This is a genomic window from Cupriavidus sp. HMR-1 (assembly GCF_000319775.1).
Classification (GTDB): domain Bacteria; phylum Pseudomonadota; class Gammaproteobacteria; order Burkholderiales; family Burkholderiaceae; genus Cupriavidus; species Cupriavidus metallidurans.
Window position 1 is genome coordinate 33574 of the sequence record NZ_ANKP01000105.1, and the last position, 15523, is coordinate 49096.

A 15523-nucleotide genomic window follows, 5' to 3' on the forward strand; every position below is an offset into this window, starting at 1 on the left:
CTCTTGGTGATTGCCGGCGTTAGCCTGGACGACGCCCCGGCGGCCAGGGCAGGGCAACGCACCCCAAGACGTCTACGCCCGCGCAGGGCCAAACGCTGCGGTCACGGCATCGGCACCTCGATGCCCCGAGTCCGCCGACTGCATGTCGCCGAAGAAGCATCATTTTCAAAATTCATAGAAGGAATGATGGGTCTCTCCAGAAACATCACCAAATCAAACCGCCCGATGTTGTTCTCCACGCCCCGAAGCTGCTTCTTGTCGTGTCGCACGCACCCTGATGACGGCCAATGGGTGGATTCCGCGTCGCCACACCCACCGCGATCCGGGTTCTCAAGCCCCCGAACGGGCGGAATTTCCAAAAATCATGTAATTCAATTTGGCATTGATTATTAAAGAAAAACATACGCAGCGTTGGGTACGCTTCGTGCGCGGACGCCCCATTGGTACGGTTTACGCGGCACCCGGCCACCATATATGGTGTATACGTGCCATGCGTATACCGCAGAGGTCGTTGCCCGCGCATTTGAGGAAAACAGCAAAAATTGGCGATATTCACTGGAAGAAATTCCAGAGCGCAATACCAGAAGATCGCAATCATTGCGGCGCATAGTCGCCCGCGGCCTGCCAAACATTATCAGCGCCTCGAATGGTCTGGCTGTCAGCCGCATGTCATCGGTCCAGCTAGTTCGAAAGAACCACGACAGTCTCGTTCCGCGATGGGAAACTCTCGGTCGTGCCGTCGACATGGCAGAATCTGCGGCAGCTTTTCAATTGGCGACCACCGGATCACAGCCGTGGGACACAGGCGTGCCGCAAGAGCCGCCCGAAAAGATCAAACGGAGATAACCCATGGCGAACGCCCCACGCCACGCATGGTGAGGGAAGGAGCAATGAGCGCAGCGATCAGCCGCAAGCCCGGTGACAGTGACACGCAGCGGCGGGGACTGGTTGCCTCCAAGCTTGTGCCGCCCCGCGCCTTGCCGAACCATCTGGTCCGCTCGCGCCTTGTCGACGTGATGGTGGACGCCGCCTCGGCCCGCCTGATCCTGGTCCGCGCCGCAGCCGGCTTCGGCAAGACCACCCTGATGCAGCAGTATCTGGAACGATGCCAGGCCGGCCAGCGAGCCTGCGTGTGGTTGCGATGCGATGCCGCCGACAATGATCTGCAGCGTTTTCTACTGCACCTCCACACGGGCTTGCTCAGGCTGCCGGGCCTGACCCGCCATCAGCGCGACGAACGCTCCGACACCATTGCTGGCGAAACCATCGCGCACGAGATCATCGAGATCGCGGCTTCCTATGCGCAACCCTTCGCCATCCTGCTCGACGATCTCGAAGTCATCCAGAACGACGCAATCACCGAATACCTGCAGCAACTGGTCAGAGTGCTGTCGCCGCAGGGTGTGCTGGTCATCGGCACGCGCGCCACGCCAGACCTCGGCCTTGGTGGACTTCGCGCAAGGGGCCAGCTTCTGGATATCAACCCGGCCGCATTGCGCTTCAGCGCGGAAGAGGCCGCCAGCTTCATACGGGACAACTGCGAGCTGCCGCTGCAGGACGGCGAGATCGCCACGCTATGGCGCTGCACCGAGGGCTGGGCGGCGGCCGTCTACCTGGCCACGCTCTCGCTGCGCGGACATCCCAATCATGCGGCGTTCGTCCGCTCGTTCTCGGGTACCAATATCGAGCTGGCCGAGTATCTGGCGGAAGACATCCTGATGGGGCAAAGCGAATCCTGCCGCGACTTCCTGCTGCAGACCAGTCTGCTTGGCCAACTGTCAGCGCCACTGTGCGATGCCGTGACCGGACGGCACGACAGCCGCGAAATGCTCAGCTTCCTGGAGCGGAACAACCTGTTCATTACGCCGCTTGATGGCGAGCATCAGTGGTATCGCTATCACAGCCTCTTCGCCAGCTTCCTGCAGCATCGGCTGCAAGTGACCTATCCGGACAAGGCGCGCGCGCTGCATGTGGCGGCATCACGCTGGTACCTGTCGGAGGACCGTCCCGTCCCGGCGATCGAGCACCTGCTGCAAGCCGGGCTTGACGATGAGGCGCTGCCGCTGATCGCCATCCATACCCCAGCCCTGTTCCAGGCTGGCCGCGTGCGACTGCTTGCGCGATGGCTCGACCGCATCGACCGCAAGCGCTTGCTCGCGGACCCCCATCGCATGGGTCTGGCCTATGCCTGGGTCCAGTTGCTCAATCGCCGCTATGCGGAAGCGATGCAGACGATGGCGGCGTTGCTTGCGGCGGATGTTCCCGCCGACCAGCAGGCGTGGATTGCCTTGGAGGTCGAGACGCTGCGTTGTGTGCTGCTGGCGATGACCGACCAGATCGAAACGTGTCTGGCCGCAGGCCTTGCGCATCTGGAGCGGATTCCGCCGGACGCGCGCTTCCGGTACGCCAGCGTGGCCAACTCCCTGGCGTTCTCGCTGGTGGCCAGTCATCGGTACGAGGACGCGCGCCGTGTGCTGTCGCGCCTGATGCAGGGCGCGAACGATGTGCGGACAGGATTCCAGCGCAGCATCGCGGATTCTCTCGAAGGCATCATCGATCTGGTGCAGGGCCGACTCAGCAATGCACTTGCGCGGTTCCGCGCCGTCGCCGAGCGCGGCTGGAGCCCTAGCGAGGTGAGCAGCCTCAGACACGCCTTCCTTCCGGCATGGGCCACGGCCCTCTATGAGGCGAACGCTCTCGAGGATTGCGCACGCGTGCTGGCCGAAGCGATGCCCTACTGCAAGGGCTACGCGCCGCCGGACGCCATGATTGCCGGGTTCATTCTCTCGGCGCGCTTGGCGCTGCTGGGCGGCGACCGCGACCGATGGCTGCGTATGCTGGCGGAGCTTGAGGAGATCGGCCGCGGCATTCAGTTGCCGCGCGCCATCTGTTCGGCCTGGCTGGAGCGCGCGCGCGTTGCCACGATCGAAGGCCGGCTCGATGCCGCCGATCAGGCGTTGCGCAGCGCCGAACTGCACGCCGACTGGGCCGCGAGTGACAGCTATGGCCATGCGAACGACATCGACTTCCCTGACTCGATCCGCTGGAGGCTTGCGATCGCGCATGGCGAGCATGAACAGACCGCGTCAGAACTGGCCGATGCCATTGCGATTGCCACCCAGCGCCAGCGGCACTGGCGCGCACTGAAACTCCGGCTTCTGCTGGCCATGGCGCTCGATGGCGCGGGCAAGCAGTCCGAAGCGTTCGAGCAGTTGACCGAGGCCCTGCGGCTCGCCAGCCATGAAGGCCTCGCGCGGACGTTCCTGGACGAAGGGGACCGTCTGGCGGATCTGCTAAGGCGATGGGCCGACGCGCGTGAAGCGGAATGCGTCCGCGCCGGCATCGACCTTCAGTTCGTCCGCACAGTGCTTGCGCAGATTCCGGCGCCATTGGCTGCAGCCGGTGTGGAAGTGAACCAGGCGCGCGGCACCGCCATCGCGGAACCGTTGACGACCCGCGAGCAGGAAGTCCTGCAGATGCTTGCCGCAGGCCATCGCAATCGCGTGATCGCCGAGAAAATGTTCGTGTCGGAGCTGACGATCAAGTCTCACCTGCGCAAGATCAACGCCAAGCTCGGCGCGCAGAGCCGCACGGAAGCCGTCGCCATCGGGCGCAGTCTTGGACTGCTTCGATAGTCACCGGCGATGCTGCGCCACCACGATGCGCTCACGGACACGCCGTGCCCGTGAGCGCGGGGTCAGACCGGACGCTCGCCGATGATCGTCGCACGCATCATGCGACGCACAGCGGGGAAGTAGTCCTGCACCGCGTAGTGCTGGGTGGAGCGGTTGTCCCAGAACGCGATGGTGTTGGGTCGCCACTTCATCCGGACCTGATATTCGGGCACCGTGGCCTGCCGATAGAGGTACTGCAGCAGGTCGAGCTCGCCCAGGCGGAAATCGGCCCCCACGCGATACTGGATGTGCGCACCATAGTTGGCCAGGTGCGTCACAAAGCCCTCGTTGACGTAGAGGATCTTCTCGCCGCTTTCAGGATGAGTGCGCACCACCGGATGCGTGGCGGGCGGGAACTTCTCGCGGTTGACAAGGCGCTCCTCGGCCGACATGCGCGCGCCGAACCCCGGCATCAGGTCATGCACTGCCTCGAGGCCCTCGATTCGCGCCTTCACATCGTCCGGCAGTCCGGCATACGCCTGGGCCATGTTGACCCAGATCGTGTCGCCGCCCATCGGCGGACATTCCACGCAGCGCAACATTGATCCCATCGACGGCACGGCACGCCATGAGACGTCCGAGTGATAGATGTTCTCGCGCCCCTTCGCATCCTTGTTCCCGCCCAGCAGCACCAGCTCGGGATGGTCGGGGTGATGTGGAAAGACCGGGTGGACCTCGAGTTCGCCAAAGCGCCGGGCAAGCGCCACGTGCTGCGCGGGCGTAATGTCCTGATCGCGGAAGAACAGGACCTTGTGGCGCACCAGTGCCTGGCGCAGTGCCTGATAGGTGGGGTCATCCAGCGTTTCGCGCAGATCGATATCGCCGATCTCCGCGCCGATGACGGGCGTCATGGGGGTGATCGAGAACGGGGCTGCAATCTGTTCGGCAGCCGTTTGCTCGCGAGCGTTCATGTTGTCTCCGGTGGTTGAGTGAGTGGAGCGTGTGGCGACACCGACTTACTCGAGCCGGATGTTGGCCGCGCGAATCGCATCGGCCCAGTATTCCTGCTCGGCCTTGACGACGTCCGCGAATGCCGATGGCGTGCTGCCCTTGACGATGATGCCCATGTCCACCAGTCGCGCGCGCAGCGCATCGGACACGATCACGCGATTCACATCTCGACTGATCTTGTCGACCACATCGCGGGGCGTATTTGCCGGCGCGAAAAGGCCGATCCAGCCCTGTCGCTCCAGCCCGGCGTAGCCGGACTCCCGGAACGTCGGCACATCGGGCAGCAGTGGCGAACGGCTCCCGCCGGCCACGGCAAGCGGGCGCAACTTGCCAGCCTGCGCGTACTGACGCGCCGTGACCGCGCCAACCACGCCAGCGGGGATCTGCCGGCCGAGCAGATCGTTGACCAGCGGACCCTCGCCCTTGTACGGCACGTGCACCAGCGAGATGCCAGTGGCGCGAGCGAAGATCTCCATCTGCAGATGACCGCTCGAACCGAGGCCATAGGTGCCATAGGGTAGCGGCTGTCCCTGGCGCGCCACGTGCTCCGCGAACTCCTTTGCGGTGCGTGCCGGGAAATCCTGCTGCACGACCAGTGCCAGATGGGACGTAGCCAGTTCCGAGATCGGCGCAAAATCGCGCACCGGGTTGTAGGCGGCCTTGCCATACAGCGATGGCGCCTGCACGAGCCCTGTCAGCGCCATCAGCAGCGTGTAGCCATCCGGCTCGGACTTGGCGACCAGATCGGCGCCAATCATGCCGCCCGCGCCAGGCTTGTTGTCCACCACCACGGGGCGCTGCCAGGTCTTGGCCAGCCCCTCGGCAATCAGACGCGCCACCACATCGCCGGTACCCCCGGCTGCGTACGGCATGATCAGGCGCACGGCGCGGGAGGGATATGTCGGCGTTGCACGGCCGGGCAGCGCTATCTGCATGCCGGCCACGCCTGCCATGCCCCAGCCAAGCCGGCGCAGCGCGCGGCGTCTTTCGTTATCCATCTTGGTCTCCTTCCGTTCAGGGACGGCCGCCACCCACCACAAGCACCTGACCCGTGATGTAGTTGGATTCGGGAATGCAAAGCAGGTAGACCGAGCCGGCGGCTTCGACGGGCGTGCCGCCACGGCCTAGCGGAATCATGGCCTCGATGTTCTTCATGAGCTGCGGATTCACCCCCACCTTGATCTCGTTGCCGGCAATGTCGATGGTGGCATGGCCTTCGCCCGCCACGGCCTCGGTCAGGCGCGTCTTGATCAGGCCGAACGCGACGCTGTTGACGTTGACCTTGTAGCGTCCCCACTCCTTGGCCAGCGCCTTGGTCAGGCCGTTGATCGCAGCCTTGCCCGCCGAATAGTTGGCCTGGCCGGCATTGCCCATCACGCCCGAGACCGAGGAGATGTTCACCACCTTGCGGAACACTTCGCGGCCTTGCTCGGCTTCCTGCTTCGAGGTCTCGCGGAAGTAGTCCGCCGCAGCGCGCAGGATGCGGAACGGCGCGGTGACGTGCACGTCCATGATGGCCGACCACTGGTCGTCGGTCATCTTCTGGATCACGTTGTCCCACGTATAGCCGGCGTTGTTGACGATGATGTCGAGCCCGCCAAAAGTCTGCAATGCGGTACCCACGAAGCGCGTGCCGAAGTCGGCCTCGGTCACGCTGCCCACGCAGGCTACGGCCCGGCCGCCCATCGCGGTGATCTCGCGGACCACGGCCTCAGCCGGTTCGGCGTCAAGATCGTTGACGACAACCGCCGCCCCTTCGCTTGCCAGCTTCAGCGCGATCTCGCGGCCGATGCCCCGGCCGGAGCCCGATACGATCGCCACCTTGTTGGTCAGTTTGCTCATGCTTCGTGTCTCCTTCGTTTTAGTCGTCTTGTTCTCAGTGCTGTCCGTCGATGCTCGGCGGGCCTTCACTGGCGCTGGTACAGCGTGACCACGCACGCACCGCCCAGACCCAGGTTGTGTTGCAGCGCCAGGCGTGCGCCGGCTACCTGCCGGTCGCCCGCTTCGCCGCGCAGTTGCCAGACCAGTTCCGCGCACTGCGCGAGTCCCGTGGCGCCAAGTGGGTGACCCTTGGACAGCAGGCCGCCCGAGGGGTTGGTCACCACACGGCCACCGTACGTGTTGTCGCCGTCGAGGATGAACTTCTCGGCGGTGCCTTCGGGCGTCAGGCCCAGCCCTTCGTAGGTGATCAGTTCGTTCGCGGTGAAGCAGTCGTGCAGTTCCACCACGTCGACGTCGCCGGGCCCGACGCCTGCGCGTTCGTAGACCAGGGTGGCCGCCGTGTGCGTCATGTCGTAGCCGACCACCTTGCGCATGTCGCCTTCATCGAAGGTACTGTTGCGGTCGGTGGTCATGGCCTGCGCCGCGATGGCCACGCGCGTGTCGAGCCCATGCTTGCGCGCGAACGCCTCGGTGCACAGGATCGCGGCGGCCGCGCCGCAGGTGGGCGGGCAGCACTGCAGACGCGTCAGCGGATCGAACACCTTCGGGGAGGCCATCACTTCTTCCAGCGTGACGGTGTTGCGGAATACGGCGAACGGATTGCGCGCTGCGTGCTGGCGGGCTTTCACGGAGATACGCGCGAAGGTCTCGGGCCGAATGCCGAACTCCTTCATGTAGGCACGGCCGGCACCGCCGAAGAACTGCGCCGCGCGCGGCGCCTGTTCGTCGAAGCCCTGCACGTCGTTCATCACACGGGCGAAGCGCTCCATCGGGCCGGGGCGGTCCGTGTAGGCGCCCTTCAGCGCGCCGGGCACCATCTGCTCGAAGCCGAGCGCGATCGCGCACTCCACCGCGCCACTCTCCACGGCCTGCCGCGCCAGATACAACGCCGTCGATCCCGTGGCGCAGTTGTTGTTGACGTTGATGACCGGAATGCCGGTCAGGCCGACACCGTAGATCGCCGTCTGTCCCGATGTCGAATCGCCGAACACGTAGCCTACGTAGGCCTGCTGCACCAGCGCGTAGTCGATACCCGCGTCGGCGAGCGCGGCTTTCGCGGCGCGCGCGCCCATCACGCCGTAGTCGTCGCTCGCGCCCGGCTTGGTAAAGGGAATCATGCCGACACCGGCCACCACCACTTTGTTGGTCATTGCGCTTTCCTTCTTTTCTTGTGACGAGGAGATAGATGCGGGGTCGTTCGCTGTCGACCCGATTGATTCAGCTGACCTGCCGCGGCTGGTCCTGCCAGTAGTGCGTGCGCAGTTCGCGCTTGAGGATCTTGCCCGCTGCGGAGAGTGGCATCTCGGTGCGGAACTCCACGCTCTTGGGGCACTTGTAGCTGGCGATGAGCGCGCGGCAATGTGTGCGCAGCTCGTCCTCGCCGGCCTGCAGGCCGGGTCTGAGCACCACCACCGCGTGAACCGCTTCGCCCCAGCGTTCGTGCGGCACGCCGATGACCGCGCAGGAATGGACTGCCGGATGTTGGGCCAGCGCGTTCTCGACCTCGGCCGAATAGACGTTCTCACCGCCGGTGACGATCATGTCCTTGATGCGATCGACGATGAACAGGTAGCCGGCATCGTCCATGTATGCGCCGTCGCCCGTATGCAGCCAGCCGTTGCGCAGTGCCTGCCGCGTTTCCTCTGGCTTGTTCCAGTATCCCTGCATGATGTTGGGGCCGCGCACGACGATCTCGCCGATCGTGTTGCGTGGGACTTCATCGCCGTTCGGGTCGACGACTTTGACGAACACACCGAAGCCTGGGCGGCCCGCCGACCGGTACAGCCCGCTGGCGCGGCCCTCCGGGCCGTGGTTGGCAGGCGGATTGACCGATACCACCGGCGATGCTTCGGTCAGCCCATAGGCGTGCGAGAACTCGACATTCGGCATGGCGGCCAGCGCCGCATCGAGCACCGCGCCGTTAATCGGTGATGCGCCATAGTTGATGCGCTTCAGGCTGCTGACATCGCGTCTGGCGAAGTCCGGGCACGCCAGGATCGCCTGCAGCATCGTGGGTACCAGCATGATGTCGTTGACGCGCTCGCGTTCGAGCGTTTCCAGCACCTCGGCCGGATCGAACGTCGGCACCATCGTGTGCGTGCCGCCGATGACGAACACACCCACTGCCTTGGCCATCGCCGCCGTATGGAACAGTGGGGCCGCGTGGAGCGTGATCGTCGCTTCGTCCAGCGGGAACTGGGCGAGACGCGAGATCGACGACGACCACAGGTTCAGGTGCGACTGCATGACACCCTTCGGTTTGCCAGTGGTGCCGCCCGTGTACATGATCGAGGCCAGATCCTCGCCGCCACGCATGGCGTCCGGTACGGAGGGCGAGTCTGCGAGCAGGGCCTCGAATCCCAGCATTCCTGCCGGCGGCGCGCCGTCGCCCGCATGAATCAGAATCGGCGCCCGCTTCGCCGTGGCGTGGATTGGCTCGGCCATGGACAGAAAGTGATCGTCGACGATCAGGATGCCGGTATCACAGTCATCGAGCGAATAAACGATTTCCGGCACGCTCCAGCGCGTGTTGACCGGATTGAGCACGCCACCGCCCCACCACACGCCCATTGCGTATTCGAGATAGCGATCCGAGTTCAGGGCCAGCATGCTGACGCGGTCGCCCGGGTTCATGCCGAGTTGCTGCAAGGCGCCGGCGAGGCGCGAGACACGCTCGGAGAATTCGCGATAGGTACGCCGGCGGCCTCTGAATATCGTGGCAACGTGGTCGGGCGTCTGCTGCATACGACGGTGTAGGCCCTGGGTCAGGTACATGCTGTCTCCGGCTTGCAATCGGTCTCGATATCGGGCGGCGAAGGCCGCGCCTGTTGATGAGACCGACTGTAGAGAGCATGTCGCCCACGGGCGACCGTCGAAGGGAGGAATCTCGTCCCCCTGCGCGTGTAGTTCGTTCGAACTACACGCCCTCCGGCGCGATGCCGGGTCTACTCCTCCTGCATTGCGCCGAAGCGCTGGGCCAGATATTCGATCAGCGCGCGCACGGCGGGCAACATGCCGCGTCGCGACGGAAACACCGCGTGCAGGATCTCCGCGCGCGGGGCCCATTCCGGCATCAGGCGGACCAGTGTCCCGGCGGCCAGTTGGTCCTGCACCATCATCAGGGGCAGGTGGCAAATGCCGACGCCGGCCAGCGCCGTATCGCGCATCGCGATCATGTCGTCGGTGATGAAACGGGGCCGATGTCGCAGGACGACCTGCCCGCCATCGGGGCCAAACAGCGTCCAGCCATGGTCCGCCATCGGTGCGCCGAGCGCGAGGCTCGGCCAGTCGGCCAGATCTGCCGGCACGCGCGGCAGGGTACCGTGCCGCGCCACCAGCGCCGGACTGGCCACCATGCACTGCTTGCGTTCGGCCAGCACGCGCACGACGAGGTCGCTGTCCTGCAACGGGGCGGGCCGTACGCGGATCGCCACGTCGATCGCCTCGCCCACCGGATCGACGCGCCGGTTGGTGGCTTCAAGGTTCAGCGTCACATGCGGATGCGCCGCCATGAAATCGGCAAGCATTCTGCCCACGTGCGCATGAAGTAGCGCAACCGGACAGGTCACCCTGACAATGCCGCGCGGCTCGGCGCGCGTCAGTTCGATCGCTTCCTGCGCCGCGTCCGCCTCCGTCAGCATCGCCTTGCAATGCTCGTAGTAGGTGCGGCCAATCTCCGTGACGCTGAAGCGCCGCGTCGAGCGCTGGATAAGACGCACGCCCAGGCGCTCTTCGAGCAGCGCGATCCGCCGGCTCAGCTTCGATTTCGGCATCCCGAGCGCCCGCCCAGCCGGCGAAAAGCCGCCGTGCTCCACCGCCTGCGCGTAGTAGTAAAGGTCGTTCAGATCCTGCACGCCATCACCCCTTCTCTGTTCCTGCAGGCCTTTCCCGGCCATCAGTGTTCGTGAAATAGGACTCTGATGCGCAATCTAGCACTCTACCGCCGCCAGCGTTCCAAAACTAAGCTGTCTCCATCGACCCGCCATCATCCCGGCGGCGGGCCCTCTCCCCTTACGGTGGCGTGCCACCACCTTATGAAGAAGGAGCTTCACCATGACCCAACCCGCCAACTTCAACGGCGCCCGTCCCGTGATTGATCCGGCTGATACGGCCATGCTGCTGATCGACCACCAGAGCGGCTTGTTCCAGACCGTCGGCGACATGCCGATGCCCGAGCTGCGCCAACGTGCCGCCGCGCTGGCAAAAATGGCCACGCTGAGCAAGCTGCCCGTGATTACCACGGCTTCGGTGCCGCAAGGCCCCAATGGTCCGCTGATCCCCGAAATCCACGAGAATGCGCCGCACGCGAAGTACGTCGCGCGCAAGGGCGAGATCAATGCGTGGGACAACCCCGAGTTCGTCGCCGCCGTGAAGGCCACCGGCAAGAAGACGCTGATCATCGCCGGCACCATCACCAGCGTGTGCATGGCGTTCCCGTCCATCAGCGCGGTTGCCGACGGCTACAAGGTCTTTGCCGTGGTCGATGCCTCGGGCACGTACTCGAAGATGGCGCAGGAAATCACGCTGGCCCGCGTGGTGCAGGCAGGCGTGGTGCCGATGGATACCGCCGCGGTGGCGTCCGAGCTGCAGCGCACCTGGAACCGTGACGATGCCCAGCAGTGGGCCGAGATCTACACGAAGATCTTCCCCGCGTATCAACTGCTGATCGAGAGCTACCTGAAGGCGCAAGACGTGCAGAAGAACGGCGAGGCGCTGGATTCCTCGCGTTGATCGGTTGATCGGTTGATCGGTTGATCGGTTGATCGGTTGATTGGCACGGCATGGCATGGCATGGCCATCGCGGTCATGCCGGCATCGTGCCTCAGGCCAGGTTCAAAGCAAGCTCAAGGAAGGTTCCGGGCGTGGTGCACGTCGCTGTGGCAAAGGCGCTCGGCAGGGTCGGCGGTCACGATACCAACTTCTTGTATCTGTCCGCCGCGTACGTGTTCGGATCGACGCTACTTGAAGGTCTCCGCCCAGTACGCAATCACCTGCTTCACCAGTTCCGGCGGCAGTGCCACGTAGTGCTCGGCCGATGCATCGGATTGCCCTTCGGCAAGCGCCCACTGAAAGAACGCCAGCGCATCCTTCGTATTCGACGGGTGCGCGGCGGAACGCTGCATCAGCACGAAGACCGTGCCCGTGATCGGCCACGCATTCGGACCCGGCGCATTGGTCAACACCTGATAGAAGTCGAGTCGCGGGTTCCATTCCACGGCTGTCACCGCGGCGCTGAACGATTCGCGCGAAGGCTTCACGTAGAGACCATCGCGGTTCTGGACCAACGCATAGGGCAGGCTCTTCTGCAGCGCGTAGGTCAGTTCCACATAGCCGATCGCACCGCGAATATTGTGAATATAGAGCGACACGCCCTCATTGCCGCTCGCGTTCATCCCGACGGGCCAACGCACCGTGGTGCCTGCCCCGACCGCCGCTTTCCATTCGGGGCTGACCTTTGAAAGGTAGTCGGTCCAGTTGAACGTGGTGCCCGAGCCGTCGCTGCGATGGACCACCGTGATCTTCAGGTCGGGAAGCCGCACGCCGGGATTGGCCGACGCAATGGCCGCATCGTTCCAGTTGGCGATCTTGCCGCGGTAGATATCGGCCAGCAGCGCGCCCGTCATGTGGATCTGCCCCGCGCCAATGCCCTGCAGGTTGATCACCGGCACGACGCCGCCTACCGCGATGGGAAACTGGACCAGTCCTGCGCGTTCGAGTTCTTCGGGTTTGAGCGGCATGTCCGTAGTGCCGAACGTGATGCTGGCCGCCTTGATCTGCCGGATGCCGTTGCCGGAGCCGATGGGTTGGTAGTCGATCTGCTGGCCGGTCCTGGCGTAATACGTGGCCGCCCATTTCGCCATCAGCGGATAGACGAATGTGGAACCAGCTCCAGTGACATCTCCGGCAAATGCACTGACCGCGGCGAATAGCAGCGCCAGCGCCGCGATGTGTCTGCCCATGATTATTGGTCCTTCTTCAGGCTGCACGAAACCGGCTTCTGGAGATTGAGGTTAGCAGATGGCCGGACGTTTGCATGACATCTATCATCTGGGGCGAGTTTGGTGCGATTTAGATGACAGTCATATTTCAGACACATCTCCGGGGCAGGTCCAGAGATGGTCTTCGCAGCCCTGAATCAGTTGGCTTCCGCTTGCCCGACGCTTGCCAGAACCCTTGCGATATTGCGACGAGCCGGACCTTCGAAATCGGCGAATGCAGTCGTCAAAAACAGCTTCGGCCGTTGCGCCAGTGTGCCGAGAAATGCCGCGCGACGAACCATGAATGCGTGATACAACGCCTCGCCGGAAAGTTGGACCCTGCTAGCCAGCAAGCCGCGGTTTTCATCGAATACGGCCAGCCCATGCGCGTCGAAGACATCGTCGTCGGCGGCCAGTCGGAGGAGATCGAGATCCAGGACCGTTGCGGCATCCGGCACGCTTGCTTCATGCGTGTGGGTGTCGAGAATGATCTGCCTCGCCACGTGAATCACGTCGGCATTCACGTCCTCGACCATGGTGTCGAGCAAGGCTGCCGAGGCGGCTTCGTTGTGCTCGAAGCCCGGGACGTACACGGCGTCATGAAACAGGACGGCGAGCGCTTGTGCAGGATTGAGTGCGATGCCGAGTGCGTGGGCCTGCTCGAACATCTCCAGCACGTGTCGCCGGTCATGGTATTTGCGGTACGGCGCATCGTACAAGGCCAGCACCTGAAGGACCGTCTTGCGTGGCAGGAAGTCCAGACACGACAAGGCCGGTGCCCAGTGCGGTGCGAATCTGGCGACGTCGCCCGTCGCGGTCGAGACGGGTTCGGTGAACACGTCGGCATGTCGCACCCAGAGCAGCGAGCGGTCACGCATGGATTCGTACACCACAACCGGTGTCATGTCGGCTTCGAAACGGCCAACCCCGGTCACGAGATAGGCGCCACCCTTGTAGTGGCGATATGGCATACCCGGGACCAGGTCCGGGTTGTCGGGCAGAGCCGTGAGGCCAGCATGCGATTGAGGTTGCGAGCCAGTATTTTCGGTAGTGGCCAAGGAGCCCCCTGTAGTTGGTGAGTCGGGACAATGGATGGCGTGCGAACCGTGTCCGATATTCGAGGCCGCCATTATGGCCTCCGGCCTGAGCCCGGGCGTTGCCGCAGCGCTACTTGCCGCCGTCGCAGCCGGGCTGTTGTGCGCCGCACAGCCGGGATTCACGCGCCCATCGCTTTGTGCGCAGATCGTCGCTACAGATCCTGCAATGGCTCCCTGCGTCCTCCTACGGAGAAACCCGCTGCGCCGCACCATCACCTTGCATTCACTCAGTGCCCTTCCTATGCTGAACATCAGAATTAGATTTAATTTGAATCAGTATTGAGAAGGATCTAATGCGCTACATGCGCAAACGGGGCGGTCAGGCATCCTCCAAGGGAGGGCCGGTATGACGGCGGCGGGCCAGGACGGGAAGCTGCTATTGGCTCAGGAGGCTATACCTGATCGTATGGAAGTGCAGCCACGTTACAAGTGGAGCGCCTCCAATCAGCGCGTTGCAGAAGCGAACTCTGTCTGCGGCGCGCCAAGAAGAAGTGAGCGGTCATGGCCACCATCCTCTTGTTCGAGCCACACCCCTTGTTGCGTCTCGGACTGCACCACCTTTTGTCTCAGGCGCACGTCCCCGGCGATCTGGTCGACCTCGATCCCACCACGCTGCACGCCCCCGAACCCTGGGTTCACCATGCCGATCTGCTGATTATCGGGATGCCCGCCGACAGTGGCGCGGGCTGGCCGATACTGGCTGAATTGTGTCTGCGTCTGCAGCCGCTGCGCGTGCTGGTGCTGGCCGATCATCTGCTGGCGCCGATGCCGGAAGGCGGCCTGCCCGAAAAGGTGCGTGGTCTGCTGGCCAAGACTTGTTCTTCCGAGGCGCTGGAAGCCGCGATCCGGCTCGTGCTGGCCGGTGGCGAGTGTTTCCCGTCGCATGCACCTGCCCATCGTGTCCACGAACCGCTCGCGGACGCCTTGCCTGTGGACTTGTCGAGACTCGTCGCCACGCCGGTCGTGGTGCCGCTGCACGGCGCCGACGCCGCAGCGCCGGCGCACGCGGACACCCACGCGGTGCCGACGGAAACGCCGACAGCGGGCGCGCACCTGCTCAACATCACCGAGCGCCAGTACGAAGTGCTGGCCCTGCTGGCGCGTGGCTATCCGATCAAGACGGTCAGCCGTCTGCTCAATATCTCGGTGGCCACGGCGAAGACGCATGCCTGCACGCTCTATCAGCGCCTGCACGTGCGCAACAAGGGCGAGGCCGTGTACGTCGCGCTCCAGCGCGGCGCATCGCTGAACTGGCCCGGCCCGACGCCGGCCCGGCCGACCCATATCCCGATGTCATCCCTGAGCGCGCAGCACGCCTGCGAGGCAGCCTGAGCATCGGTTGCCCGCACCGGGCGCGCGCGCCCTCGGATCGTCCAGTTTCCGCCTTTCGCCGGCCTGCCCTCATCCAAAAGCATGAGGCGGCCGCAGGTGGTCGTTGCTACCTTGAAATGAGCCGACCACCGCATACCGGGCATCTCGCCAGCGCAACATGCTGCGCGACGATGTCGACGAGATGCTCATTAGTACTTCGATGACGACCTACCTGATCGCCAGAAACGAAATGATGTGCCGCATCCTCGCGCGGCGCATGGAATCGCAGGACGTACCGCAGCCGGTGCGATGGCATTGCCCGGAATGGTTGCCCAACGGCGCCACAGCGCGCGTGTCGCTGCACACGATCGACAATCCCGATGAAGCCGAGCCCCTGCCACCTGGCGGCGTGGATCTGGTCGTGGTCGATTGCAGCGCCGAGGATGACCCCCACGAACTGCTCGATCGCGTGCACGCGCAGCTGGCACCGCGCCGCTGGCTCGTCCTGTCCGATGCGCTCGATGCCGCGCTGATCGGCCACGCCGCGAAGCTCGGCGCTGGCGGTTGCCAG

Annotated in this window: 12 protein-coding genes; 4 read left to right on the top strand and 8 right to left on the bottom strand. The window is 64.3% G+C overall.

What is annotated here, in order from left to right; all coding sequences use genetic code 11:
* The first annotated feature begins 890 nt into the window (after nt 1–890).
* Nucleotides 891–3635, top strand: a complete 2745-nt coding sequence (locus D769_RS15000; RefSeq protein ID WP_008646386.1) for a LuxR C-terminal-related transcriptional regulator — start codon at nt 891–893, stop codon at nt 3633–3635.
* A 62-nt stretch (nt 3636–3697) separates the two neighbouring features.
* On the opposite strand, the gene D769_RS15005 is transcribed toward D769_RS15000, so the two are convergent.
* The 6 genes from D769_RS15005 to D769_RS15030 form a co-directional block, all read right to left on the bottom strand.
* On the bottom strand, nt 3698–4585 hold the full coding sequence (locus tag D769_RS15005) for a TauD/TfdA family dioxygenase (RefSeq protein ID WP_008646387.1): 888 nt from the start codon (nt 4583–4585) through the stop codon (nt 3698–3700).
* Nucleotides 4586–4630: 45 nt separating this feature from the next.
* Nucleotides 4631–5623, bottom strand: coding sequence for a tripartite tricarboxylate transporter substrate binding protein (locus D769_RS15010; protein ID WP_008646388.1), 993 nt, complete (start codon nt 5621–5623; stop codon nt 4631–4633).
* 16 nt (nt 5624–5639) lie between these two features.
* On the bottom strand, nt 5640–6467 hold the full coding sequence (locus D769_RS15015; RefSeq protein ID WP_008646390.1) for an SDR family NAD(P)-dependent oxidoreductase: 828 nt from the start codon (nt 6465–6467) through the stop codon (nt 5640–5642).
* A gap of 65 nt (nt 6468–6532) precedes the next feature.
* Nucleotides 6533–7717: a lipid-transfer protein gene (locus D769_RS15020; protein WP_008646392.1), complete on the bottom strand. Its 1185-nt coding sequence runs from the start codon at nt 7715–7717 to the stop codon at nt 6533–6535.
* A gap of 67 nt (nt 7718–7784) precedes the next feature.
* Nucleotides 7785–9341: a long-chain fatty acid--CoA ligase gene (locus tag D769_RS15025; protein ID WP_008646394.1), complete on the bottom strand. Its 1557-nt coding sequence runs from the start codon at nt 9339–9341 to the stop codon at nt 7785–7787.
* 170 nt (nt 9342–9511) lie between these two features.
* The gene (locus tag D769_RS15030) at nt 9512–10420 is read right to left on the bottom strand and encodes a LysR family transcriptional regulator (protein WP_008646396.1); all 909 of its coding nucleotides are present in this window, start codon (nt 10418–10420) and stop codon (nt 9512–9514) included.
* Between the two features lie 199 nt (nt 10421–10619).
* Here D769_RS15030 and D769_RS15035 point away from each other — a divergent pair, with 199 nt between their 5' ends.
* On the top strand, nt 10620–11297 hold the full coding sequence (locus D769_RS15035; protein ID WP_008646397.1) for a hydrolase: 678 nt from the start codon (nt 10620–10622) through the stop codon (nt 11295–11297).
* 227 nt (nt 11298–11524) lie between these two features.
* Here the strand turns inward: D769_RS15035 and pstS are convergent, their stop codons facing one another.
* Together pstS and D769_RS15045 are read right to left on the bottom strand one after the other, a co-directional pair.
* Nucleotides 11525–12526, bottom strand: a complete 1002-nt coding sequence (gene pstS / locus D769_RS15040; RefSeq protein ID WP_008646398.1) for a phosphate ABC transporter substrate-binding protein PstS — start codon at nt 12524–12526, stop codon at nt 11525–11527.
* 176 nt (nt 12527–12702) lie between these two features.
* Nucleotides 12703–13515 (bottom strand): DUF1653 domain-containing protein, encoded by an 813-nt coding sequence (locus tag D769_RS15045; protein WP_008646399.1) that lies wholly within the window; start codon nt 13513–13515, stop codon nt 12703–12705.
* A 627-nt stretch (nt 13516–14142) separates the two neighbouring features.
* On the opposite strand from D769_RS15045, the gene D769_RS15050 reads away from it, so the two are divergent.
* Complete coding sequence (locus D769_RS15050) at nt 14143–14973, top strand: response regulator transcription factor (RefSeq protein ID WP_008646401.1); 831 nt, start codon at nt 14143–14145, stop codon at nt 14971–14973.
* 157 nt (nt 14974–15130) lie between these two features.
* On the top strand, nt 15131–15523 hold a 393-nt coding region (locus D769_RS15055; protein WP_008646403.1), incomplete at its 3' end, for a hypothetical protein.

Bases quoted from the DNA above. Each gene is read 5' to 3' on its own strand.
- D769_RS15050 (WP_008646401.1), top strand. From the start codon at position 14,143: ATGGCCACCATCCTCTTGTTCGAGCCACACCCCTTGTTGCGTCTCGGA.
- D769_RS15045 (WP_008646399.1), bottom strand. From the start codon at position 13,515: ATGCCATATCGCCACTACAAGGGTGGCGCCTATCTCGTGACCGGGGTT.
- pstS (WP_008646398.1), bottom strand. From the start codon at position 12,526: ATGGGCAGACACATCGCGGCGCTGGCGCTGCTATTCGCCGCGGTCAGT.
- D769_RS15035 (WP_008646397.1), top strand. From the start codon at position 10,620: ATGACCCAACCCGCCAACTTCAACGGCGCCCGTCCCGTGATTGATCCG.
- D769_RS15015 (WP_008646390.1), bottom strand. From the start codon at position 6,467: ATGAGCAAACTGACCAACAAGGTGGCGATCGTATCGGGCTCCGGCCGG.
- D769_RS15005 (WP_008646387.1), bottom strand. From the start codon at position 4,585: ATGAACGCTCGCGAGCAAACGGCTGCCGAACAGATTGCAGCCCCGTTC.
- D769_RS15000 (WP_008646386.1), top strand. From the start codon at position 891: ATGAGCGCAGCGATCAGCCGCAAGCCCGGTGACAGTGACACGCAGCGG.
- D769_RS15025 (WP_008646394.1), bottom strand. From the start codon at position 9,341: ATGTACCTGACCCAGGGCCTACACCGTCGTATGCAGCAGACGCCCGAC.
- D769_RS15020 (WP_008646392.1), bottom strand. From the start codon at position 7,717: ATGACCAACAAAGTGGTGGTGGCCGGTGTCGGCATGATTCCCTTTACC.
- D769_RS15010 (WP_008646388.1), bottom strand. From the start codon at position 5,623: ATGGATAACGAAAGACGCCGCGCGCTGCGCCGGCTTGGCTGGGGCATG.